The organism is Bradyrhizobium sp. Arg237L, from assembly GCF_029990105.1.
Lineage (GTDB): Bacteria > Pseudomonadota > Alphaproteobacteria > Rhizobiales > Xanthobacteraceae > Bradyrhizobium.
Window position 1 is genome coordinate 40692 of the sequence record NZ_JAQMIL010000031.1, and the last position, 22654, is coordinate 63345.

The following is a 22654-nucleotide window of genomic DNA, read 5'->3' on the forward strand; positions in this document are numbered from 1 at the left end:
CTAGCTCGCCTGTTTCCTCAAGAGCACCACGCCAAGACCGAACAGCACCGGGATGGTCACGAGCAGCGCAACGAACTCGCCCGAGAGGTCACCGAAATCGAGCCCTTTCGAGAAAGTGCCGCGCGTGATGGTGACGAAATGTGCGGTCGGGTAGATTCGTCCGATGACGGCGCCGGCTCCCTGGAGAGACGACACCGGATCGACCAGGCCCGAATACTGGGTAGCAGGAATCATCGTCAGCAGCGCAGTCGCGAAGATCGCGGCGATCTGGCTGCTCATGAACGCTGATATCACAAGCCCCATCGCGGTCGTGATAATGACGTAGAGAAGCGCTGCGCCGGTGAAGGCCGGAAAACTGCCCGTGAATGGAACGCGGAAGACGAACACGGCAAAAGCCGTCAACAGGAAGAAATTCAGCATGGCGAGCGCCACATAGGGAAGCTGCTTGCCGACGAGAAATTCAAGCCGTGTTACTGGCGTTACGTAGAAATTGATGATCGATCCAAGCTCCTTTTCGCGCACGACGCTCAACGTCGCCAATATCGCAGGTATGATCAGCAGGAGGATCGGGATCACGGCGGGAGCCATCGCCACGATGCTCTTGAGGTCAGGGTTGTAGCGATAACGGATCTCAAGCTGGAAATCGCCCGACGCCGCGGCGTTGCCGTAGAGCAGTCTGGCGCGCTCGGTCAGCCAATGGGCATGCATCGCCTGCACGTAACCCCTCACGGTCTCTGCCCGCGAGGGCATGGCGCCGTCGATCCACGCGCCAATCTGGACGTTACGGCCGCGCGCCACGTCGCGCCCGAACCCCGGCGGAATCTCGAGCGCCAGGCTCAGCTCACCGCTGCGCATGCGGCTGTCGAGATCGTCGTAGTCGGTGATCGCTGGCAATTCGGTGAAAAAGCGCGATCCGGAAATCTGCAGGACGTAGTCGCGGCTAATCCCGGTTTCGTCGCGGTCCATGACGGCGAAGGATAGATTCTCGACGTCCATATTGATGCCGTAGCCCATCACGAACATCAGAATGAGACTGCCGAGAACGGCCAGCGTGGCACGGATCGGGTCGCGCCGCAGCTCGAGCGCCTCCCGGTGGGTGTAGGCGAATACGCGCCGCAGGTCGAAGAAGCGCATGAGTCGGTGGTGTGCCGCGGCGGCTTGGTCGCCCAGCCCGACTTCGCTCACTACGGCCGGTACGGCGGCCGGCAGCTTGGCGTCCGTCCTGCCGATCGCGTCCTGCAGATAGGCGACGAAGGCCTCCTCGAGACTGCCGCCGCCGCGCTGCTCGGCAAGCCTGGCCGGCGTGTCGCTGACCAGCACCCTGCCCGCATGCATCAGCGAGATGCGGTCGCAGCGCTCGGCTTCGTTCATGAAATGGGTCGAGACGAAGATCGTGACGTCGTCCCTGCGGGATAGCTCGGACAGGATTTGCCAAAAGCCGTCGCGCGCCACCGGATCGACGCCGGATGTCGGCTCGTCGAGAATCAGGATGTCGGGCGCATGAATCATCGCTACCGCGAGTGAGAGGCGCTGGCGGACCCCAAGCGGCAACGCATCGGGCAACGCTTCAATGACGTCGACGAGGTCGAACCGCTGTGCCATCTCCTGGACACGACCCTCGATGGTGTCAGGGGCAAGCCGGAATAGCCGCGCATGCAGCTCGAGGTTCTGCCGGATCGTCAATTCGGAATAGAGCGAGAAGGCCTGCGACATGTAGCCGACGCGGCGGCGGACATCCATGTCGCTCGGATCGACCTCATGGCCGAATAATCTCGCGATGCCTTCGCTGGCCGGCAACAATCCGGTCAGCACCTTCATGGTCGTGGTCTTGCCGCAGCCGTTTGAGCCGAGAAAGCCGAAGATTTCGCCGCGGGCAATGCGGAAGCTCACATTGTCGACGGCGGTGAAATCGCCGAACCTCACGGTAAGCTGCTCGGCCTCGATGGCGATGTCGTCGGCATGTTCGCTTCCGCGAGGCGGGATCGCCACCTCCCTGTGCTCTCGCCGCTCCTCCTCCGGGAGCAGCGCAATGAAGGCGGCATCGAGATTATCAGCACCGGTCTGCCGCAGCAGGTCCGCGGGCGCGCCGGTGGCGAGCACCCGGCCTTCGTTCATGGCAACCAGCCAGTCGAAACGCGCCGCCTCCTCCATATAGGCGGTGGCGACAACGACGCTCATGCCCGGATGGCTTTGGCGGATCTCGTCGATAAGTTCCCAGAACTGGCGGCGCGAGAGCGGGTCGACACCGGTGGTCGGCTCATCCAGGATCAGGAGGTCGGGATCATGAATCAGCGCGCAGCAAAGGCCGAGCTTCTGCTTCATGCCGCCCGACAGCTTGCCTGCTGGCCGATCCGCGAAAGGCGTAAGCCCCGTGCCTTTCAGAAGCTCATCGATCCTCTGCTCGCGTTCACTCTTGTCGTGGCCGAACAGGCGGCCGAAGAAATCGACATTCTCGAACACCGACAGCGTCGGATAGAGGTTCTTGCCGAGACCTTGTGGCATGTAGGCGATCTGCGGGCACGTCAGCCTCCGGTGCGCGGCGTCGGTCATATCGCCGCCGAGCACTTGGACACGTCCCTGCTGTACGGCCCGAGCGCCGGAGACAAGGGAGAGCAGGCTGGATTTCCCAACGCCGTCAGGTCCGATCAACCCGACCATGCGCCCGGTGGGAATGTCGAGCGTGATGCCACCAAGTGCGCGCGTCGTGCCGTAGGACAGCTCGACCGCATCCAGGCTTATCACCGGCGCCGGTGGGCGAGCTTCCTCTGCGGTCGACAGATCGCTCATTGTACCAGCTTTTCAGTAAGGTTCGCCGGCCACTCGGCGTTCGGGTCGAGCTGGACAAACGCCCTGCCGGGAAGGCCGGTCTTGACCTGTTCGATGTGTCTGCGCAGCAAGTCCGGCGAGATATGCGCCCTGATCCGGAACATGAGCTTTTGACGCTCCTCCTCCGTTTCCACCGTCTTAGGCGTGAATTGCGCAACGTTTGCAACGAAGCTCGCCTTGGCGGGAATGACATATTGGGGGGCGGCATCCAGCACGATGCGGACATCTGCGCCGATTGCGACGCGTCCGGCCTGCGCCGTGGGCAGGAAGAAGGTCATGTAGACGTCGCCGAGGTCGACGAGATTGAGCACGCGACCGCCGGCGGCAAGAACTTCGCCCGGCTGCGCCACGCGAAACTGCACGCGCCCATCGCGCGGTGTTATCAGGATGCTGTCGTTGATGTCGGCCTTGATGCTCTCGATGGCGGCCCTTGCCGCGTCGATGGATGCTTCGGCGTCGACCACTTGCGCCCGGGTGGAACTGATGGCGGCCTCCGCCGCCGCACGCTGAGCCTCGGCCGCCGCCACCGCGGCCTTCGCCCCTTCGGCGGCCGCCCGGTCGTCGTCGAGCACCTGCTGAGGCACGGCGTTGGTCTTGATCAATTGCTCGGATCGCTGCAGCTTTCGGTCCGCCGTATCCAATTCAGCATTACGCTGCGCAATCACCGCGGTAGCGGATTTCCTCTCGGCTTCTCGCTGCGCGACGAGACTCTTGGCGGTGTCGACGCTGATGATCGCGCGGCGCAACTGCGCTTCGGCTTGACGGAGCTGGGCATGTAGCTGCGTCGTGTCCATGCGCGCGAGCACCTGTCCTACCGTGACAAAATCCCCCTCTCTGACCAAGATCTCCTGGATGCGTCCCGGCGTCTTGGTTGCAATATCGATCTCGACCGCCTCGATGCGGCCGTTACCGCTGGCGATTCCCGGCGGGAGACTATCATTCGCGAACTTCTGCCAGGCGTAGTAGCCACCTGCGGCCAGAAGCACGGCGAGCAGGACGATCAGCCAGCGGTTTCGGCCTTTGGTCATTGCCCACGGACCTCATCCATCACGCTCGGACACAGGGTCCATTGCCCTGTTATGCGGTGCGCCGAGCACGAAGCAGCCAAGCCAGCCGACAGTCGCAGTAAGGCTGATCGTAGCCCTCCGCCCTCCAACGCCGATATCCGACGAAACCCTGAGCCAAAGGTCGGCAATGTTCCGAATTGTTTAGGCAGGAACTGTCGGGGATGCGTTATCGCCGCCCCCTTTCGCCAAGGGTCAAATGGGTCACCGTCGCCGCGAGATTGACGCCGATCGCGCGCTCGACGGAAAGCGGCTGCAGCACGACGCTTCGGCGCGATCCGCCGATCAGAGCGTTGGCGCCAAAGCCGGGACCCAGCGCAACATTGGCGCTGGCCCCCACATAGCTCCCGCGCATGGTGCCGGGACCAATCCGCGAGTTCTTGGCAAAGACGGCCCAGGATAGAACGCCACTTCCGGTGACGCCGACGTCAAGACCGACACGCCTTATTCGCCCAGCGTAAATGTAGCGTTGCGACGAGCCTCGCCGGTAGAATACGCAACGCAGCGACTGCGTCGATCCAACAAGGAATCCGATCCGCGGGCTGCTGGAACACAACAGCCGGCCGACCCTGAATATCTCGCCTTGCGCGGGCGTTGCGACGGCGGAGATTGAAGCGAAAACGCACAAAGCGCAAAGCAACCGTATCGTCTGCATTTCAGGCCTCGACTTGGTCTTCGGTGTTGTGAGGTGCGGCCGCGCGGCCATAGCGCCCTCGCTCCGCTGCCCGTCAGTCTCGCTCATCGAACATCCATCGCTGTCGGATTCGTTCCTGTGCTGCCTCGATCAGTCATCGATCGCTCAAATTACAAGAGCGGATTGGTCCGTCGCACCAGGCAACAGGCCGGCAAAAGCTGCTCAATTGGCCGATGGCCGCCCTGCAGGCGCATCGGTGCGAACCCGCCGGCTGCCGAAATGCGGATGCCGTCCGCCGCGGTGGCGCCAATAGCGATGCTTGTGCGGGTTCATATTTGTATTCGGTGCTGCGCTCTTTGGCGCAGCCGCGCCTTGGTCAGTCGATTGGGCCACGGACGGGCTTGGCGGCGCTGCAATGGCTGCAACCACGCCGACGATCAGAGCGCCGAATACGAGTCGGATGTTCATGCTCGCCTCCATGTTCCCATCGGGGATAGCGCAAGCGCTAAAGGCGGCACGGAATGCGGAATGCCGGCCAGCCGATGACTACGATCCTATCGGCGACTTTGCCGCTCGCACATCCGGGATTCTATGTAGGAACGGGCGGCAGAAACTGCGTTTGATAAGCCAGCGGGCGACAACCTCTGGTAACACAAGGCATGCCTCCAAAGGAAGGCGCCAACGCGCCGAAACAGCGTAGTTCCCGCCCCCGGAAATCGGGTGATCATCTGATATCCCGCATGGTGGCCATCATCATAGGCTTGCCCATCCCGTGCTCGGCGCGACCGCGAGGAGATAAGCCATGTCCAATTATGACGAGAATGCAGTGACCTCCGGTGCGGTCGGCGGCGATGCCATTGCGGTCGATGCCGGCCTCCGCAACTACATGTTGCGCATCTACAACTACATGGCCGCCGGTGTCGGCCTCACCGCCCTTGTGGCCTGGCTGACTTATCAGTTCACCGGTCCCGCATTACTGCAGAGTCCGCTGATGTGGATCTTCATCCTGGCGCCGCTGGCTCTGGTGTTCTTCATCAGTGCACGCATCCATACGCTGTCGGCCACGACCGCACGCTGGTTGTTCTTTGTCTATGCAGCCCTGGTCGGCGTGTCGCTGTCGACCTTGCTCCACATCTACACCAGTTCCTCGATCACGCGCGTGTTCTTCATCGCAGCCGCAACGTTCGGGGCGCTCAGCATCTTTGGGTACACTACCAGGCGTGACCTGTCCGGACTGGGCACCTTCTTGTTCATGGGGTTGATCGGAATCATCGTCGCAAGCCTGGTCAACCTCTTCCTGCGTTCGAGCGGACTTGACTGGTTGATCTCGATCGTGGGCGTCGGCATCTTTGCCGGCCTGACTGCCTACGATACCCAGCGCATCAAGGCGATGTACGATGTCAGGGACGATGAAACTTCCGCAGGCCGCAAGTCGGTCATCGCCGCTTTGTCGCTCTACCTCAATTTCATCAATCTGTTCATGATGATGCTGCGCCTTGCGGGCACTCGGCGCTAGACCTGCAAGACGATCCTGCCGCCGTCTCAAGCCGCTGGCACGATGGCCGCGCTGGCGAGCGCGTCGCGCAAGGCTTTCTCTTTCGTCTCGTCCAGAGATGTCCTCAGCACGACCCTAGGCATTTCTTAGGGCAATATGCGGTTAGTGCCAATGTCACGAATGGCAGTGCACGAAGAGGCTCCGCGTCGCGGCTCGCGGGCGTGTACAAGAATTCGCGAGTTCCCGCCTAAAGACCGCCCCACGTCAATGGCGCTTTTCTACCTGACGGTGTATGGTGGAGCTCAATATCCGATCGGGTCAGGGAGATTGGCCGAGGCAAGGGGTGGCTCTCACTATCGAGAGTCGCGTGGAAAGCGAGTGCGTGCCGTGAAGCAACATGGTGCTCCCACGTACGGGTCGGATCGAACCAATGCGGAAGGATGGTCAGGCATTGGCGCAGCAAGCGCAAGGGATCGGCTGTACTGGAAGCTAGCCTCCGACCTTCTCTTTGTGATGCGCCCTTCATCCGAAGGGCGCTTTGTTTATGAAGATATAAACCCGGCGTTCGAATCGCTTGTTGGGATCGCCTCGGAAGACATCCGAGGGATGGCCGTTTGCGACTGTATGGGGAGGCAGGATGCCAGGTCCGTTCACGAGGCGCTTGATGCTTGTCGCGCGAGAGGTGCCGAGGTCCGGATCCGGCATCGGCTCGCCCTCAGAGGATCCCGACGAACTGTCGAGACGATCGTTGCGCCAATCTGCGATCCCGTAACCGGCTGCATTGCCACCTTTATCGGTAGCCATCGCGTGCTGGAAGGAGCGTCCTCCCAAGACTTTGGAACGATTTCGGACGGTGGTGCGAGCATGGGCGCCACGCTGGTATCCATTCAGGAAGACATGCAGCAGCGCATTGCCTCCGACCTCCACGACTCGACTTGCCAGCATTTGATTGCCGCGAGCCTCGGGATTATGCGGATGCGGAACAGCTTAAGTGAACCGACCAATGCCGAGCGGCTTTGCGACGATATCGATGCGTCGATCGATCAGGCGATCAAGGAAATCCGGGCCTTTGCCTACCTGCTGCATCCGCAAAATCTAACGGTTGCCGGGTTGAAGGCGGCAATAGAGAGATATGCGGAAGGGTTCGCGGCGCGCACATCGTTGAGAGTGGATGCCAGCATCTCGCCCGAGATCGATCGCGTACCTTACGAAACGCAGCGCTCGCTGCTGCGGGTGGTTCAGGAGGCGCTGACGAACGTCTTTCGTCACGCGAAAGCGACGGAAGTCGAGATCGCGATCGAGGCGACCGATGACCACTTCCGGCTGAGGGTCAGCGACAATGGGCGCGGCATGCCGCTCGGCCAGGCCCTCGGCGGAGCGATAGCAGGGCCGCCCGGCGTCGGAATTCCTGCGATGAAGGTTAGACTGCAGCAGATCGGAGGCACCCTCGATATCCGCTCCGGTCCGGGAACGGGGCGTCCCGGCACGACACTATCCGCGGTGTTTCCGCGCGGTGCGGTGACCGGGAAGACGCAGCCGGCCAAAGGCCGTTCCCGCCATCATGGTCCGCGCAAACGGGTCCACTAGTCGTGCAGCCGAACTCGCCTCGCTGGCGCCGGCCGAGCCATGCGATCCGATACGAGTTGGAGTTGTCCTGCCATGAAGCGCTTTCTTATCGCCGACGATCATGAAGCGGTGCGGTCGGGACTGCGAGCGGTTCTGGAACAACGTGCCGACTGGGAAGTCGTTGCTGAGGCGAACGACGGCAGCAAGGCCCTTGCCGAGGCGATCGCGAACCAACCCCATGTCGCAATCGTCGATTTCTCCATGCCGCGCATGACGGGAGTGGAGGTCGCGCGGCGGATCAAGGAATATCGTCTGCCGACCGAGGTATTGATCTTCACGGTGCACAACTCCAGCCTGCTGGCGCAGCAGGCATTCGAGGCAGGCGCCCGGGCATTCGTATTGAAATCGGATGCCAACAGGCTGTTGTTGGCGGCGGTTGAGTCGCTTCTGGCGCATAAGCCCTTTTGCACCGAGAGCTGTTCGCCTGACTTGAACGAGGTCTCGACCGGAGATCGGGACAGGCTCTCGCCGCGGGAGAGGTTGGTGGTCAAGCTGATTGCGGAGGGCTACAGCAACAAAAGCATTGGCGCGATCCTGAACCTCAGCGTCAAAACCGCCGAAGCGCACCGGGCCGCCGCGATGCGCAAGCTGGACATCCACTCGACGGCCGATCTGGTTCGCTACGCGGTTCGTGCCCGGCTGCTGGAAGCATGACGCACTGGGGCGCTGTCGATCCGGTGCTTGATCTTCCGCCGTTCCAGCTTCTTCTACCATGAACCCCGGAGGCTAAGCTGACCTCGGTATATTCCCCGCGAAATCCTAGGGTTTTGCGGGATAACTGCCGGAAAGCCAATCAGTATGATTCTGACCTCGCTGTCGGCTATCGCTATCGACCGTTCCAACGCATAGGAACGACGCCGTGAAACGCATCCTGATTGCGGATGATCATGAAGTCGTACGTTCCGGACTTCGCGCGATCGTTGAAACGCGCTCCAATTGGATTGTCACTGCAGAAGCGCCCGACGGCGAGCAGGCGATCGCATTGGCGTTGGAAACGAGACCGGACATCATCATCGCCGACTATTCCATGCCGCTCGTGAACGGACTGGAAGTCAGCCGCCGCGTCAAGACGCTTCGCCTGCGTTCGGAAGTGTTGATTCTCACCATGCACGAGAATGAGGAGATTCTGACCGAGGCCCTTTTGACTGGGGTGCGTGGCTTCCTGCTCAAATCGGACGCCAGGAAGCATCTCATTTCGGCAATCGAAGCTCTGCTCGACGGCCGACCTTACTTTACCAGCGTCGTGTTGGAGAAATTGCTAACCGACTACCAGCTCAACAAACAGAACAAGTCCAGTGCGCTCCTCACATCGCGGGAGCAGAACGTAGTTCAGTTGATTGCAGAGGGACATACCAACAAGGCCATCAGCTCCATATTGAAGCTTAGTGTGAAAACTGTCGAAACCCATCGGGCATCGGCCATGCGCAAGCTTGGCATGTCATCCACGGCCGAGCTGGTTCGCTATGCGATTCGCAAGAAGCTGGTTGCGCCCTGACGGCCCAGGTAGTCCATGGGCAATCGTCGCGCGGGGTTAGGCGCCCAATGTCAAGGGTGGCGCCTGAAGAGCCGTCAGCGTCGTCGGCAAAAACGAAACGTCCGCGCGCGACGGTCAATCCATCAGGTCATTTCCAGCAACAAACCGCGGAGAACCCTGATTGACACGTCCAAGTGCGCCCTCCCTAATGCTGGAAACGATGCTCACAACGGTCACAACTGGGGCGGCCAGCCAAACTATCTGCTCGCGCGCTGTCTACTCGCGCACCCGCTTTTCCCGGTAAGGCAGTCACGGCTCGGGAGGATCACATGCAGCTAACTCCGAGGGAGTTCGATAAGCTGCTCGTCTACATGGTCGCTGACGTTGCACTAAAGCGAAGAGCCAAGGGCCTCAAGCTCAACTATCCAGAAGCCGTTGCTATCATATCGGCGGTCGCCCTTGATGGCGCGCGTGCCGGGAAGACGATCGAGGACGTCACCAACGAGGCGCGTACCGTCCTGACCAAGGCTGATGTGATGGACGGCGTCGCCGATCTTATTCCAATGGTGCAGATCGAGGCGGTGTTCACCGACGGCAGCCGCTTGGTAACGGTGCATACGCCGATCCAGTGAATGCCTACAGGAGGTCAACATGGCTGGACCAAAAACGGGCCCCGTTGTCGCCGCCCATGTCGACCCGGCGACGGCGAACGTGCCGGTCGGCGGTTACGTGTGCAGTTCGGCAGCGATCACATTCGATGCCGATCGCCCGGTGACGACGCTCAAGGTGCGCAATGCGGGAGATCGGCCGGTACAGGTTGGATCTCACTTCCATTTTTTCGAAGTCAATCGTGAGCTGGAATTCGATCGTGCAGCGGCGTTCGGGCTTCACCTCAATATCCCATCATCAACGGCAACGCGGTTCGAGCCCGGCGACGAACGCGAGGTTCAACTCGTCCCCTATGGGGGCATGCGCGCCGTTTATGGCTTCAACAATCTCGTCGATGGTCCCACCGCCGGCCGTGACGCCGCCACAGTCAAATCCAAGGCGGTGGCGCAGGCGGCGAAGCGAGGCTTTCGTTCCTCATAAATGAAGGCGTGAAACGCAAATCTCTTGAACGAGGGCCACCATGCCTACCATGTCTCGGCAAGAATATGTCGGCCTTTTCGGCCCGACGACGGGTGATCGCATCCGCTTGGGCGATACCGGCCTGTTCGTTGAAATCGAGCGCGACCTGCGCGGCGGCGCCGGCGACGAAATCGTCTTCGGCGGCGGCAAGAGCATGCGTGAAGGCATGGGCATGGATAATCAGGTGACGCGGGCGGCTGGCGCTCCCGACCTCGTGATCACCAACGTGACCGTGATCGACGCTGTGCTGGGCGTCGTGAAAGCGGATGTGGGCATCAAGGATGGCCGCATCTGTGCAATCGGCAAGGCCGGCAATCCGCAGACGATGGATCGCGTCACGCCCGGCCTGGAGGTCGGCCTGGCGACCGACGCTATCTCGGGCTCACATCTCATCCTGACGGCCGCCGGGATCGACACACACATTCATTTCATTTCTCCGCAGCAGGCGCAGGCCGCGCTCTCAAACGGCACCACGACTTTGATCGGTGGCGGCACTGGTCCTTCCGACGGCTCCAACGCGACGACGGTCACGTCGGGGCCTGGCAACATCAGCATGATGTTACGCGCGTTCGAAAACTGGCCGCTCAATGTCGGCATTCTCGGCAAGGGGCACGGACACGGCAAAGCGGCTCTGGTTGAGCAGATCGAAGCAGGCGCGGTTGGCGTGAAATGTCACGAAGACTGGGGCACCACCCCAGCGGTGCTTCGGTCCGCGCTCACCGTCGCTGACGAGACGGACACCCAAGTATGCATCCATACCGATACGCTCAACGAATCCGGCTTTGTCGACGATTCGATCGAAGCGTTTGAGGGGCGGACGGTCCATTCGTTCCATACCGAAGGGTCCGGCGGCGGCCATGCGCCTGATATCATCAAGATCGCCGGCCTTCCCAACGTCCTGCCATCTTCGACCAACCCCACGCTCCCCTACGGCATCAATTCGCAGGCGGAGCTGTATGACATGATCATGGTGTGTCACCACCTCAGCCCGGACATCCCGTCCGATGTGGCATTCACCGAAAGCCGCATCCGCGCCGAGACCATCGCGGCGGAAAACGTCCTCCAGGATCTCGGCGTGATCTCGATGTTTTCGAGCGATTCGCAGGCCATGGGACGCATCGGCGAATGCTGGCTGCGTTGTATCCAAACCGCCGATGCGATGAAGACCGGGCGCGGCAAGCTGCCGGAGGACGCGCCGGGCAACGATAATTTCCGAGTGCTGCGCTACGTGGCAAAGATCACGATCAACCCAGCGATCACGCACGGTATTGCCGACGTGCTGGGCTCGGTCGAGGTGGGCAAGATCGCCGACCTCGTCCTGTGGGAGCCCGCGTTCTTCGGTGCAAAGCCCAAGATCGTCATCAAGAACGGCTTCATTAGCTGGGCAGTGATGGGCGACCCAAACGCGTCGCTGCCGACCCCGCAGCCCACCTACTATCGGCCCATGTTCGGTGCCTACGGTGATGCGTTGCCGGCCAACTGCATCACATTCGTCTCCGGCGCCGCGCATGCTGCCGGGATCAAGGAGCGGCTGGGGCTCCGCCGACAGGTGATGCCGGTGAGAAATGTGCGCAAGATCGGCAAGCGCGACATGGTTCGAAATACCGGCACGCCTAAAATTGAGGTCAGTCCGGAAACCTTCGCCGTGACCGTCGACGGAAAGCACGCGACCGTGCAGCCTTTGACGACGGTCTCGCTAAATCAGAAGTATTTTTTCAGTTGAGGAATGCGCGATGATCCTCATCAAAACCGTTCTGGGCAATATCGGCGATCCCGAATGGGCTGGGCGGCTGTCTGGCGCCGATATAGATCTGATCGAGATCGACCAGTGGGAGGCGCAGAAGACCCGCTTCCGCAAGACGACCACAAAAGGCGCGGAGGTTGCAGTCTCTATCGACCGCGGCACACACATCCACGATGGGGACGTGCTGCTCTGGAATGCCCAGGCGCTCTCGGCACTCGTCGCTCGAATCGAGCTGCGTGACGTGATGATCGTGCACCTCGACGGTCTAACGAGCCTCGCGCCCGAGATGGCAATGCGCACATGCGTCGAACTGGGCCATGCCATGGGCAACCAGCATTGGCCGGCATTGGTCAAGGACAACCGCGTCTATGTCCCGCTGACGGTCGATCGCAAGGTGATGACGTCCGTCATGAATACCCACCGTTTTGACGGAATCCGATACGAATTCGTAGCCGGACGAGAGGTCGTTCCCTACCTCGCTCCGCATGAATCCCGTCGGCTTTTCGGTGGCGCGGAAGGGCCAGTGCATTCACACACGCACGAGAGCTATGCCGGCGTCGAGGCGGAGACCGGACGCGCGTACGGACATCCGCCGACGCATGCCCACTCCCATCCGGGAGCCGCCGCTCACGGACAAACATCGCCGGCAACGGCCGGTTCTGCGCGTGACCACCGAGAATGACCGTGTCGATGCGTCGAGGAGCGCCGCTTTTCTCTCGCGGATGCTGCAGTTTGGTGACTCGATGTTCCCCATCGGCGGCTTCTCGTTTTCTTCCGGCCTGGAATCCGCCGTTCAGGAGGGCGTCGTCACCAACGCGGCTACACTTCGAGCGTTCGCGCGCACCGCGGTAGAGCAGGCGGCGCGCGGTGACTGCATCGCGCTGATCGCCGCGCATCGCGCCGCAACTGCCGGAGAGGTCGACACCCTCGCCCGAATCGATGCGCAGGTATACGCGCGCAAGCTTTCCGACGAAGCGCGAGCAATGTCGGTTCGCATGGGCAAGAAGTTCACGGAGATGGGGGTCGAGGTGGTGGGTGCGCCGCTGCTTTACAGATGGCGTGAATGCATAGCGACGTCCGTTACTCCCGGGTGTTATCCCATCGCATTGGCGATTAATTTCGCCGTACAGAATCTACCTGCCTACCAAGCGTTTGTCGTGCACCAGTATGGCGTTGCCACAACGATCCTCGGCGCGGCCTTGCGACTGATGAAGGTCAGCCACATCGAGACGCAGAAAATTCTCTACGAGCTCACCGGGCAATTAGACGAGATGTACGCGACCGCCGCGGCGGCGCGACTGTCGGACATGGCAGGCTTTGCGCCTTTGACGGAAATTCTGGCCGCCGTCCACACCAGAGCGCATGTGCGCCTGTTCATGAACTGACGTTGAATGGAGCTTGGAATGTCGAAGAATATCACGCGCATCGGCATTGGAGGCCCGGTCGGGTCAGGCAAGACCGCGATCGTGGAAGCCATTACACCGCGCTTGCTGGATCTCGGCATCAAGGTGCTCATCATTACCAATGATGTGGTGACGACCGAAGACGCCAAGCACGTTCAGCGTACCCTCAAGGGCGTTCTGCTCCAGGAACGCATCCTCGGCGTGGAGACCGGTGCCTGCCCTCATACCGCGGTGCGCGAAGACCCAAGCATGAACCTCGCCGCGGTCGAGGATATGGAACGGCGCTTTCCGGATAGCGACGTCGTGCTGATCGAAAGCGGAGGTGATAATCTGACGCTGACCTTCTCGCCGGCGTTGGTGGACTATTTCATATATGTGATCGACGTCGCCGCGGGCGACAAGATCCCGCGCAAGAACGGACCCGGGATCACGTATTCCGACATCCTGGTCATCAACAAGACCGATCTTGCACCCTATGTCGGGGCCAGCCTTGAGGTGATGAAACAGGACTCACAGATGATGCGCGGCAGAAAGCCGTTCCTGTTCACGAACTGCAAGACGGGGGAAGGCATTCCGGAGTTGGTTGCGCTGATCGAACGAGAGTTTCTGTTCGATATCAATCCGCGGGCACGGCGGCCAGCATGATACCGGCGGCCTTCCCTCCCTGGGCCCGCGCCGAAGCGCTCGGCGCATCGATGCCGGAATTCGCTCCGTTCCAGGATGAACCGCCGCAGATGAGGAGTGGCAGTGTCGGCAAGACAGGTCTCCTACGTCTCGGCTTCGAGCACCGCTCCGGCCAAACGATCCTGGCGAACTTGCAGCGGCACGCGCCGTACATGGTGCAGCGCGCGCTGCATTGCGATGAAGAGATGCCTGATATGGCCTGCGTGTTCCTAATCACCACCACGGGCTGCGTGCTGCAGGGAGACAGGCTCGCTCTTGATATCACCCTTGGTCCGCGCGCACAGGCACACCTCACCTCGCAATCGGCAACCAAGATTCACGCGATGGACGCCAACTATGCGGCGCAGAGCCAGACTATCACGCTTGCCGATGACGCATACCTGGAGTTTCTTCCGGATCCCGTGATCCCGCACCGGCACTCGCGGTTTCTCAGCGACACACAGATCTGCGTGGCGCCGTCGGCCACACTGCTGTTTTCGGAAATCATTCAACCCGGCCGCAAGCACCATCGTCCGGACGGGTGCTTCGGAGCAACCGTATTGTCGATATCAACGTCGGCCACGCGGCCCGATGGTCGCCCCTTGTTCGCAGAGAAGCTGGTGATCGAGCCGCGCCGATATCTGATGCGGCAGACTGGCGTGATGAACTCCTTTGATGTGTTCGCCAACGTGATCCTGTGCGCACCCAAGGACAAGGCAGAACGCATCCACGAGCGTGCGGAAGCCGATGTGAGCCTCGCGGAAGGCGTGGCGTTCGGCGCCTGTCATCTGCCCAATGATGCCGGCCTGATCTTCAAGGTGCTGGGCCGTGAAACCGCGCAGGTGAAAGCCAAAGTACGGGAGTTCTGGGGACTGGTACGCAAGGAGGTCATCGGCGCAGCGCTACCTCCGCCTTATCTATGGCGATAGGGATCGACGGCGCCAACAGATGATCTCCAACAGCCGGTGCCGACACGTTCAAGGAGGCTGCAATGGAAACGATCTTGGCAAAGTGGGAACACCTCTCCGCATCGTCAGGTGCATTGCGGTTCTTGGACATCAATTTGCGCAGCATCGGACAAGTTATGTTTCAGAACAACCCGCTGACCGGGATTCTCTTTCTGGCCGCGATCGCCTGGGGTTCATACGCGGCCGGCGTACCCCGAGTGGCAATTGCGGGGATCGTCGCGGTCGTCGTGGCAAACCTAACGGCGCAATGGCTTCACGTCGATAACGAGCCGCTCTATTCCGGGCTCTATGGATACAACGCCGTCCTTGTCGGACTCGCGTTGGCGACATTTTTATCGCCGAGCGCGCTCATGTGGGTGTATGTGGTGCTGGGAGCGTCGGTTTCGGTCATCGTGATGCTCGGGACTGCCAACGCCGTCAAGCCCTGGGGTGTATCCAGCCTCACATTTCCATTCGTGCTGACGACGTGGCTCCTCTTGTTGGCTACGTATGGTTTTTCCGGTCTCGTGGGGACTGCGCTGCCGTCCGGCAACGTCATCACCGCCTTTCAACCCTATGAGGCCAGCCCGCTCAAGCTCATCGACCTCTTCCAGGGCGTGCTTCAAAGCATCTCACAGGTCTTCCTGAAGGCGAGTGCTGTGGCGGCCCTGCTGCTGCTCGCTGGCCTGGCCGTGAACTCATTGACTGCCGCCGCGTTCGCTCTCGCCGGCGCGATACTGGCAGTCCTGGTGGCCCATCTTTTCGGCGCTGAAAGCGACCTGATCACTGGCGGGCTTCTCGGCTTCAGCCCGGTACTGACCGCGATCGCGCTGGGTACCGTGTTCTACCGACCGAGCTGGCGAGTCGCGATCTACGCCATGCTGGGCACGCTGTTCACCGTCATCGCACAAGCGGCGCTGAACGTTGCGTTGACGCCGTTCGCCATCCCCGCGCTGACCGCGCCTTTTGTGCTCGTCACATGGATCTTCCTTCTTCCGCGCCAATGCTTCGAGCCGACTGCGGCTGGCGCTGGCGATGTCGTGAAAGCGCGTACAACCTAGATCAGCACTTTTGGGAGAGCCTGCATGGGCGACCGGAGTTTGGCAGTGCGCGCGGACAAGCACCAACGTCATCGAATCGCAGATCTCAAGTCGTTGCTGAGGGAGGCCTGAGCCATGGGACTCATTGGGATATTGCTTGGTTTAGCCCTGCTCATGTGGCTCGCGTACCGTGGAGTGAGTGTTCTGCTGGTCTCTCCGCTGGCGGCGCTCATCGCGGCCGTATTCTCGGGCGAACCGCTGCTCGCGCACTGGACGCAGACGTTCATGGCCGGAGCGGCGCGGTTCGTCGCGCAGTGGTTCCCCATGTTTCTGCTAGGCGGGTTGTTCGGAAAGCTTATGGGCGACAGCGGTTCGATCAGCTCCATCGCGCAGTATTTGACCAACAAGTTGGGAGCCAGCCGCGCGATGCTCGCGGTGGTGATCGCCTCGGCTATTGTGACCTACGGCGGCGTGAGTGTGTTCGTCGCATTTTTTGTGCTGGCGCCCATGGCTCACGAGATGTTCCGGGCCGCGAACATCCCGCGCCGCTTGTTGCCGGCAACCGTCGGCCTCGGTGCATTCACGTTCACCATGTCAGTGATGCCGGGAACCCCCTCGGTCAACAACGCCATTCCGATGCCGTACTTCGGCACCACCACCTTCGCCGCCCCCGGGCTGAGTATCATCGCATCCGCTATCATCTTCGCCTTCGGCATGTGGTGGCTCGGCCGGGCCGAGGCTGCCGCGCGCAAGGCTGGCGAAGGTTACGGAGGCGAGGCGGATACCACTCCTGTCGTTGACGAGATGGTTCGCGAGCAAGCGGCGCCGGCGGCCGACTTCGACCCGGCCGAGTTGCCGCACGGCAAGCAGGCCGAGAATGTGCCTCCCTTCGCCCTGGCCGTACTGCCCCTCATCGTCGTTATCCTCACGAATTTCTTGATGTCGCTTGTCGTATTCCCGCGCCTCGATTTTTCGTTCCTGTCCGAGCCCGAGTGGGGCGGTACTACGATCGGGGCCGTGTCCGGCGTCTGGTCAGTTGTCGTGGCTCTCGCGGCGGCAAACTTGACGGTCCTTCTCATCAACCTCCGACGTTTGCCATCCTTGCGCGAAAGTCTCGACGCCGGGGCGAATTCTGCAGCCTTGCCGATGTTGATGATCGCTAGTCTTGTCGGATTCGGCGCAGTGGTTGCCGCGTTGCCGGCATTTGCGACGGTTCGCGATGCGGTATTCTCGATTTCCGGAGGACCGCTGGTCTCATTGGCTGTCTCTATGAATGTGCTGGCGGGGCTGACCGGTACTGCTTCTGGCGGTATGGCAATTGTGCTCAATGCATTTGGCGACGACTTCTTGCGTCTTGGCACGGAGCATCACATCGATACCGAATTGATGCATCGCATAACAACGATGAGCGCGGGCACTCTCGACGCCCTCCCCCACAACGGCACGGTGTTGCTGCTATTGCAAATCAGTGGTCTGACTCACCGTGAAAGCTATCTCGACATGGTGATGACCGTGATCGTCAGTTGCATTATCGCACTTGTTGCCGTCTTGATACTGGGTTCGGTTTTTGGATCGTTTTGACGGCTGAGATTACCGCTAACTTGGCCGATCGAGCTGGCCCGGGCCGATCAGCGCAGGCTCATGCACCTCGCGCATCGCGGATTGCCTGAGCGACTTTCGTCGCCTGCGACACTCGTCCGATTCGCGCGCCTGTGACGATCTTTCTTCGGCGCGTGCTCAAGCGCGGCACCTTGCCTTCATTGGCGGTGGATCCGGCGGAGGGATAGGGAACAAAGCTCGCGGCTCGCAGCGCGAGAGCCTTTCGAGCCGCTTCGACATTGGCGGTCCGAGCTGCCAGGTTGTGAAGACGCCTGAGCTCGCCGTTTACCCGCTTCAGTGCTGCGGCAAAGACCTGCTTGCGTTGCGAAGGGCGCTCGGCGGTTCCAGGGAAGTTCGCGCCGCGAGCCTGACCTTTTCCGCGCGTCTCTCGCCGCTTTTGTCGGCCGAGCGTTCGCTCCTTATCGCGCATCTTGCGCAAGCGGGATCGCATGTCCGCAAGATCGGTCGGCTCGACGTCATAGATGGCGGGATGATGCGTGAGGCGGATCGTCTCGTATTCGTCGTGGCTGAGGAGGCTGCGTTCGAGTTTGCATGGGAGCGACATTTCCTGTTCCTCCGTTGAATCTGTCGATGCTCACGTCAGCAGAATCATCCAGGTCTAGCGCCGCGTGTGGGTGACATGTCATGCTCGCATAAGGCTGCAGGATTGGCCATCTGCCGTCCTTTCGCCTGTCAGCAACTTTCTGTGTTCGTCATTCAGGTCGCCGCTATCAGCGATCTGGAAAAATGCTGTTGGGTTCTGATCGTTATCGATTTGAGTTTTGCTCCGCCTTGTGCTTCTTTGCGCACGTCATCGGTGCCCTTTGTAGGGTGAAACGGGAACGCGGTGCGGGAATCTTCCCCAATGCCGCGGCTGCCCCCGCAACTGTAAGCGGATATTTTTCGCGATCCGGATGCCACTGGACCTGCCGGGCAGGTTTGGGAAGGCGGATCGCGAGACGACCGCGAGCCAGGAGACCGGCCGTTGACGAGTATCAACTCGTTCGACGGTGGGTCGGCGGAAGGGCATTTATGAGCTTGCGGCGTTTTCTTGCCGGGTGTGCGGCCGTTGTCGCATGCAGTCACACTGGCGCGATGGCCCAATCGGGTCCCGAACAGCTTCCTGCTGTTGTCATCAATCCGGAGGTCCGGTCCAAACCTCCCACGAGGAACAGGCAAAGGTCTTCAACGACTGGTCCTGCGCGCCCAGCGCCCAGTACCGAAGCCGCTCCGGCAACTCCCGAAGTCGTTGTCACCCCCGACCGTACGCTGGAGCCGGCGAGCCGTACCGGAAGCTCGGTTAGCGTGGTCACGCACGAAGTGCTCGCGACCAGCAATCCGACCTCGCTCGTCGACGCGCTGCGGACGGTGCCCGGGCTCGATATCACCGAAAGCGGCGGGCCAGGCGCAACGACCAATGTGCGCTTGCGCGGCGCGAATACCGGTCAGACGCTGGTCATGATCGATGGCATCAGGGTCAACGATCCGACCGCCGCCAGTGGCGATTTCGATTTCGCGATGTTCGCCCCGAGCGCGATCGAGCGGATCGAGGTGCTGAAAGGCCCGCAGAGCGCACTCTACGGATCGGACGCGATGGGCGGCGTCGTCAACATCATCACCAAGAAGGGCTCCGGTCCGGCACAGCTCGACGTCAGCACCGAGGGAGGAAGCTACGGCACGGCGAGCAGCAGCGCATCGCTGACCGGAACCTCGGGGCCGTGGTCCTACGCATTCACGGGAAACGGGCAGCACAGCAACGGCTTTTCACGCTACGGCTATCGCATCCCCGCGCTCGAAGCCAAGTATGGTCCCCTCGAGCGCGACGGCTTCGACCGCGTCGGCGGCTCAGCACGCGTCGGCTACGACGCCGGCGAAGGCGTGCGCCTGGAGACGGGCATGCTGGCCTCGTTCACGCGGTCCGCCTACGACCAAGCCAGCGGAACGTTCCCGGACACGCCGTCGAGCGCGACGCGCCTTCTCGAGCAGGTCTGGGGACGCGCCTCATTCGACACGTTCGGTGGCATCCTCACCCATAGCGTGAGCGCGTTTGAAACGCACATCGATCGCTCGTTCGACGACGTCACCTACAAGACCAACAAGCTGCCGCAGAACACGACCTCCATCCTCTCCAATTTCGTCGGCGACAGCACAGGCCTGGAATATCAGGGCAACCTGAAGGTCGGCCCGCTCGGATCGCTCATCATCGGATCGCGCGTCCAGCATGAAACGGCGAGCACCTCCACCACCAACCTGCTGCCGATTCCCGGCGCGCCGACGCCACAGCTCGCCGGGACACAGGACACGAATTCAGTCTTCGCACTGTGGCAACTGCCGATCGGCGAGCGGCTCAACATCACGATGGGCGGCCGGGTTGACGACGTCGTTGACGTCGCACGGTTCGAGACATGGCGAGCCACCGCGGCGTACACGATCGCGGAGACCGGCACCAAGCTGCATGCGAGCGCCGGGACAGGCGCCAAGGCGCCAACGCTCTATCAACTGTATGCGCCGACTTACGGCAATTCCGCGCTCAGCCCCGAGGAGAGCTTCGGCTGCGACGCCGGCATCGACCAAAGCCTGTTCGGAGGCCGCGTCGTGGTTTCGCTGACCGGCTTCGGCAACCGGTTCAGCAACCTGATCGACTTTGTGACCGATGCGGCGCATCCGCTCGGGCACTACGTCAACGTCTCGCGCGCCGAAACCGACGGACTGGAGCTCGGGGTCAACGTCGATATCCTGCCGGGCTACCTGAAATTCAACGCCGCCTATACCTATCTGCAGGCCAAGGATCTTTCGACCGGCCTGACGCTGGCGCGCCGGCCGGAAAACCTGGCGAGATTCTCGTTCCCGATCACACCGATCAAGGATTGGCTGATCGAGCCGCGCGTGCTCGCGGTGTCGAAACGCTACAGCGGTTCAAACGAGACGCAGCCACTGGACCCTTACGTCCGCGTCGACCTCTATACCGAATACAAGATCGATGAGACCTGGAAGGTGTACTTGCGCGGCGAGAACATTTTCAACGAGCACTATCAGGAAGTGTACAACTACGGCACGACCGGGCCTGCGGCTTACGCCGGGTTCAGTGCCCACTGGTGAAACGGATGTGATGATGAGCGCGCGGGATGCGCTATCCGATCGAGCGAAACGCGCTAGCCAGGCGATCGAGACCATCGTCCGACGCAAGGCCAAATCGCAGCCATTCGCGTGCCCAGTCGAAGCTGCGGCACCAGATGTGGCGTCGTGCCAGTTCGGTGTGCAAGTTCGGGGCATCGGGATGGGAGGCAAGGCGAAAGAGCGTGGTCCCTCCGACAAGCTGAAGGCCGGCCTCTGTAAGGACATGATCCAGCTTGCTCGACTGGCGAGCGAGCTTCACGCGCGTCTCGTCGGCCCAGGATCGATCCCGCAAGGCGGCCGTGCCCAGGTGGAGCGCCGGGCCGGAGACTGGCCATGGACCCAGCGCCGCCGAGATACGTTCAACGATGTCGCGTCGGCCGATCACGAAGCCAAGGCGAAGCCCCGCGAGCCCATAGAACTTGCCGAAGGAACGCAGCACGAGGATGGGAAGGTCGGCGCTCATTCTGGCCGCACTGATGGCGGGATCGACATCGGCAAAGGCCTCGTCGATAACCAGCCAGCCTCCGCGGCGGTCGAGCCGCTCGGCAACGTGCCGAAACGCCCCGCCATCGGCGATACGTCCATCCGGATTGTTGGGGTTGACGACGACCGCGTGAATGGCGCGTTCAGGCAGCGCGGAGAGATCATTCACTGCGAGAATCTCCCTGCCTCCGCTGCTCCACGCCGCCGAATGCTCGCCATAGGTCGGACTGACGATCGCAACCGCTCCGGGACCTGCGAGATACGGGATCCATTGAATGAGCGTCTGGGTGCCGGTGGCGGCCGCGATATCCGCATCGTCGGGTACGCCGAAAGCTTCGCGCGCCGCGGCGAGGAGGTCCTGCTCGTCGGCCCGCGATGGCAAGCGCGTCCATGCACTGCCTGGAACGGGATGCCGAGTCGTCCACGGCCAGGGATTGATCCCGGTCGACAGGTCGAGCCAGTCCGCAGGCTCGCCGCCATGGCGCGCAATGGCTTCCGTCAGATCACCGCCGTGCTTCATGATCGCTTCATGCCATCAATCGCGCTCCTGCGCGAGACCCTTGTTGGCCTACTGCGGCCGGCGATCGGCGCAACGTTCGCGTTGCTGGCAGCATTGCTCGGAGGACATGCCGCTCATGCAGCCGATCTACCACGCGTCGCTTCCATCAATGTCTGCACGGACCAACTGCTTCTGGCGCTGGCCGATCCAAGCCAGATTCTCGGCCTCAGTCCCTATTCACGCGACCGCGCCCGCTCCTGGAACGCGGAAAAGGCCGCAGCCTACCCTCGACTATCAGGCGAAGCCGAAGATGTCCTGATATTGCGACCGGACGCGGTGGTTGCCGGCAAGTTCACCAAACGTGCAACACGGGAATTGCTGAAGGACAAGGGCGTGCGCGTGGTCGAATTCGACGCGGCGCGTTCGCTGCAGGACGTGAAGAGCCAGATTCGGCAAATGGGTGAACTCCTCCACCAGCCGGATCGCGCCGCATCGGAAATACGGCGGCTCGACACGGCAATCCAGCACGCTAAGGAGGCGGTATCGCAGCGCCCCTATCGCGTGCTGGCCTTGTCGCGGCGCGGCTGGGTTTCGGGTGGTGGCAGCTTGATCAGTTCCATGCTGGCCACGATCGGCCTCAAGAACGCGGCAAGCGATTTCGGCTACAAGCTTGGAGGTTTTGCGTCGCTGGAGGCGATCGTCAAGCTGAGACCCGATTTGCTCCTTGTATCTGACAGCGGCGACTTCGCGGAGGACGAAGGTGAAGCCTTCCTGTTGCATCCGGCGCTTGAACGTTTCTATCCGCCGTCGAAACGCCTGGTCATCCCCGAGAAACTGACGGTCTGCGGTGGGCCGATGCTTTCGGAGGCGCTGGAACGCCTCGTCTCCGAACTAAGCCGCGTGGCGCGATGA

Annotated in this window: 21 protein-coding genes and 1 riboswitch; of the genes, 15 read left to right on the forward strand and 6 right to left on the reverse strand. The window is 61.6% G+C overall.

What is annotated here, in order from left to right; all coding sequences use genetic code 11:
* The 4 genes from rbbA to OZ411_RS20085 form a co-directional block, all read right to left on the reverse strand.
* Window positions 1–2787 (reverse strand): ribosome-associated ATPase/putative transporter RbbA, encoded by a 2787-nt coding sequence (rbbA, locus tag OZ411_RS20070; RefSeq protein ID WP_282529349.1) that lies wholly within the window; start codon window positions 2785–2787, stop codon window positions 1–3.
* Window positions 2784–3854: a biotin/lipoyl-binding protein gene (locus tag OZ411_RS20075; protein ID WP_282529350.1), complete on the reverse strand. Its 1071-nt coding sequence runs from the start codon at window positions 3852–3854 to the stop codon at window positions 2784–2786. Before OZ411_RS20075 ends, rbbA begins: the two co-directional genes overlap by 4 nt.
* A 205-nt stretch (window positions 3855–4059) precedes the next feature.
* Window positions 4060–4632, reverse strand: coding sequence for a DUF992 domain-containing protein (locus OZ411_RS20080; RefSeq protein WP_349017023.1), 573 nt, complete (start codon window positions 4630–4632; stop codon window positions 4060–4062).
* A 114-nt stretch (window positions 4633–4746) separates the two neighbouring features.
* Window positions 4747–4992, reverse strand: a complete 246-nt coding sequence (locus tag OZ411_RS20085; protein ID WP_130578178.1) for a hypothetical protein — start codon at window positions 4990–4992, stop codon at window positions 4747–4749.
* A gap of 334 nt (window positions 4993–5326) precedes the next feature.
* On the opposite strand from OZ411_RS20085, the gene OZ411_RS20090 reads away from it, so the two are divergent.
* The 13 genes from OZ411_RS20090 (at window position 5327) to OZ411_RS20150 (ending at window position 17625) form a co-directional block, all read left to right on the forward strand.
* Window positions 5327–6040, forward strand: coding sequence for a Bax inhibitor-1/YccA family protein (locus OZ411_RS20090; protein ID WP_130578177.1), 714 nt, complete (start codon window positions 5327–5329; stop codon window positions 6038–6040).
* A gap of 357 nt (window positions 6041–6397) precedes the next feature.
* The gene (locus tag OZ411_RS20095; RefSeq protein ID WP_282529351.1) at window positions 6398–7606 is read left to right on the forward strand and encodes an ATP-binding protein; all 1209 of its coding nucleotides are present in this window, start codon (window positions 6398–6400) and stop codon (window positions 7604–7606) included.
* Between the two features lie 72 nt (window positions 7607–7678).
* Window positions 7679–8299, forward strand: a complete 621-nt coding sequence (locus OZ411_RS20100; protein WP_282529352.1) for a response regulator transcription factor — start codon at window positions 7679–7681, stop codon at window positions 8297–8299.
* A gap of 205 nt (window positions 8300–8504) precedes the next feature.
* The gene (locus OZ411_RS20105) at window positions 8505–9140 is read left to right on the forward strand and encodes a response regulator transcription factor (RefSeq protein ID WP_130578174.1); all 636 of its coding nucleotides are present in this window, start codon (window positions 8505–8507) and stop codon (window positions 9138–9140) included.
* A 308-nt stretch (window positions 9141–9448) separates the two neighbouring features.
* Complete coding sequence (locus tag OZ411_RS20110) at window positions 9449–9751, forward strand: urease subunit gamma (RefSeq protein WP_130578173.1); 303 nt, start codon at window positions 9449–9451, stop codon at window positions 9749–9751.
* Between the two features lie 19 nt (window positions 9752–9770).
* The gene (locus OZ411_RS20115) at window positions 9771–10208 is read left to right on the forward strand and encodes an urease subunit beta (RefSeq protein ID WP_130578172.1); all 438 of its coding nucleotides are present in this window, start codon (window positions 9771–9773) and stop codon (window positions 10206–10208) included.
* Window positions 10209–10248: 40 nt separating this feature from the next.
* Window positions 10249–11970, forward strand: coding sequence for an urease subunit alpha (locus OZ411_RS20120; protein ID WP_282529353.1), 1722 nt, complete (start codon window positions 10249–10251; stop codon window positions 11968–11970).
* Between the two features lie 10 nt (window positions 11971–11980).
* Window positions 11981–12673: an urease accessory protein UreE gene (gene ureE, locus OZ411_RS20125; RefSeq protein WP_282529354.1), complete on the forward strand. Its 693-nt coding sequence runs from the start codon at window positions 11981–11983 to the stop codon at window positions 12671–12673.
* Window positions 12657–13376 (forward strand): urease accessory protein UreF, encoded by a 720-nt coding sequence (locus tag OZ411_RS20130; RefSeq protein WP_282529355.1) that lies wholly within the window; start codon window positions 12657–12659, stop codon window positions 13374–13376. The genes ureE and OZ411_RS20130 overlap by 17 nt, the downstream gene beginning before the upstream one ends.
* 18 nt (window positions 13377–13394) lie before the next feature.
* The gene (gene ureG / locus OZ411_RS20135; protein WP_282529356.1) at window positions 13395–14039 is read left to right on the forward strand and encodes an urease accessory protein UreG; all 645 of its coding nucleotides are present in this window, start codon (window positions 13395–13397) and stop codon (window positions 14037–14039) included.
* 191 nt (window positions 14040–14230) lie between these two features.
* On the forward strand, window positions 14231–14986 hold the full coding sequence (locus OZ411_RS20140) for an urease accessory protein UreD (protein ID WP_282529357.1): 756 nt from the start codon (window positions 14231–14233) through the stop codon (window positions 14984–14986).
* 62 nt (window positions 14987–15048) lie between these two features.
* Window positions 15049–16065: an urea transporter gene (gene yut / locus OZ411_RS20145; RefSeq protein WP_130578166.1), complete on the forward strand. Its 1017-nt coding sequence runs from the start codon at window positions 15049–15051 to the stop codon at window positions 16063–16065.
* A 114-nt stretch (window positions 16066–16179) separates the two neighbouring features.
* On the forward strand, window positions 16180–17625 hold the full coding sequence (locus tag OZ411_RS20150) for a GntP family permease (RefSeq protein WP_282529358.1): 1446 nt from the start codon (window positions 16180–16182) through the stop codon (window positions 17623–17625).
* A gap of 58 nt (window positions 17626–17683) precedes the next feature.
* Here the strand turns inward: OZ411_RS20150 and OZ411_RS20155 are convergent, their stop codons facing one another.
* Window positions 17684–18082, reverse strand: a complete 399-nt coding sequence (locus tag OZ411_RS20155; protein WP_349017024.1) for a hypothetical protein — start codon at window positions 18080–18082, stop codon at window positions 17684–17686.
* Window positions 18083–18441: 359 nt separating this feature from the next.
* Window positions 18442–18645: riboswitch (cobalamin riboswitch) on the forward strand.
* A gap of 93 nt (window positions 18646–18738) precedes the next feature.
* On the opposite strand from OZ411_RS20155, the gene OZ411_RS20160 reads away from it, so the two are divergent.
* Window positions 18739–20742: a TonB-dependent receptor gene (locus OZ411_RS20160; RefSeq protein WP_282529360.1), complete on the forward strand. Its 2004-nt coding sequence runs from the start codon at window positions 18739–18741 to the stop codon at window positions 20740–20742.
* A 31-nt stretch (window positions 20743–20773) separates the two neighbouring features.
* On the opposite strand, the gene cobD is transcribed toward OZ411_RS20160, so the two are convergent.
* Window positions 20774–21763: a threonine-phosphate decarboxylase CobD gene (gene cobD / locus OZ411_RS20165; RefSeq protein ID WP_282529361.1), complete on the reverse strand. Its 990-nt coding sequence runs from the start codon at window positions 21761–21763 to the stop codon at window positions 20774–20776.
* Between the two features lie 9 nt (window positions 21764–21772).
* Here cobD and OZ411_RS20170 point away from each other — a divergent pair, with 9 nt between their 5' ends.
* Window positions 21773–22654 carry an ABC transporter substrate-binding protein gene (locus OZ411_RS20170; protein WP_282529362.1) on the forward strand — a complete coding sequence of 294 codons (882 nt, stop codon included), beginning with the start codon at window positions 21773–21775 and terminating at the stop codon, window positions 22652–22654.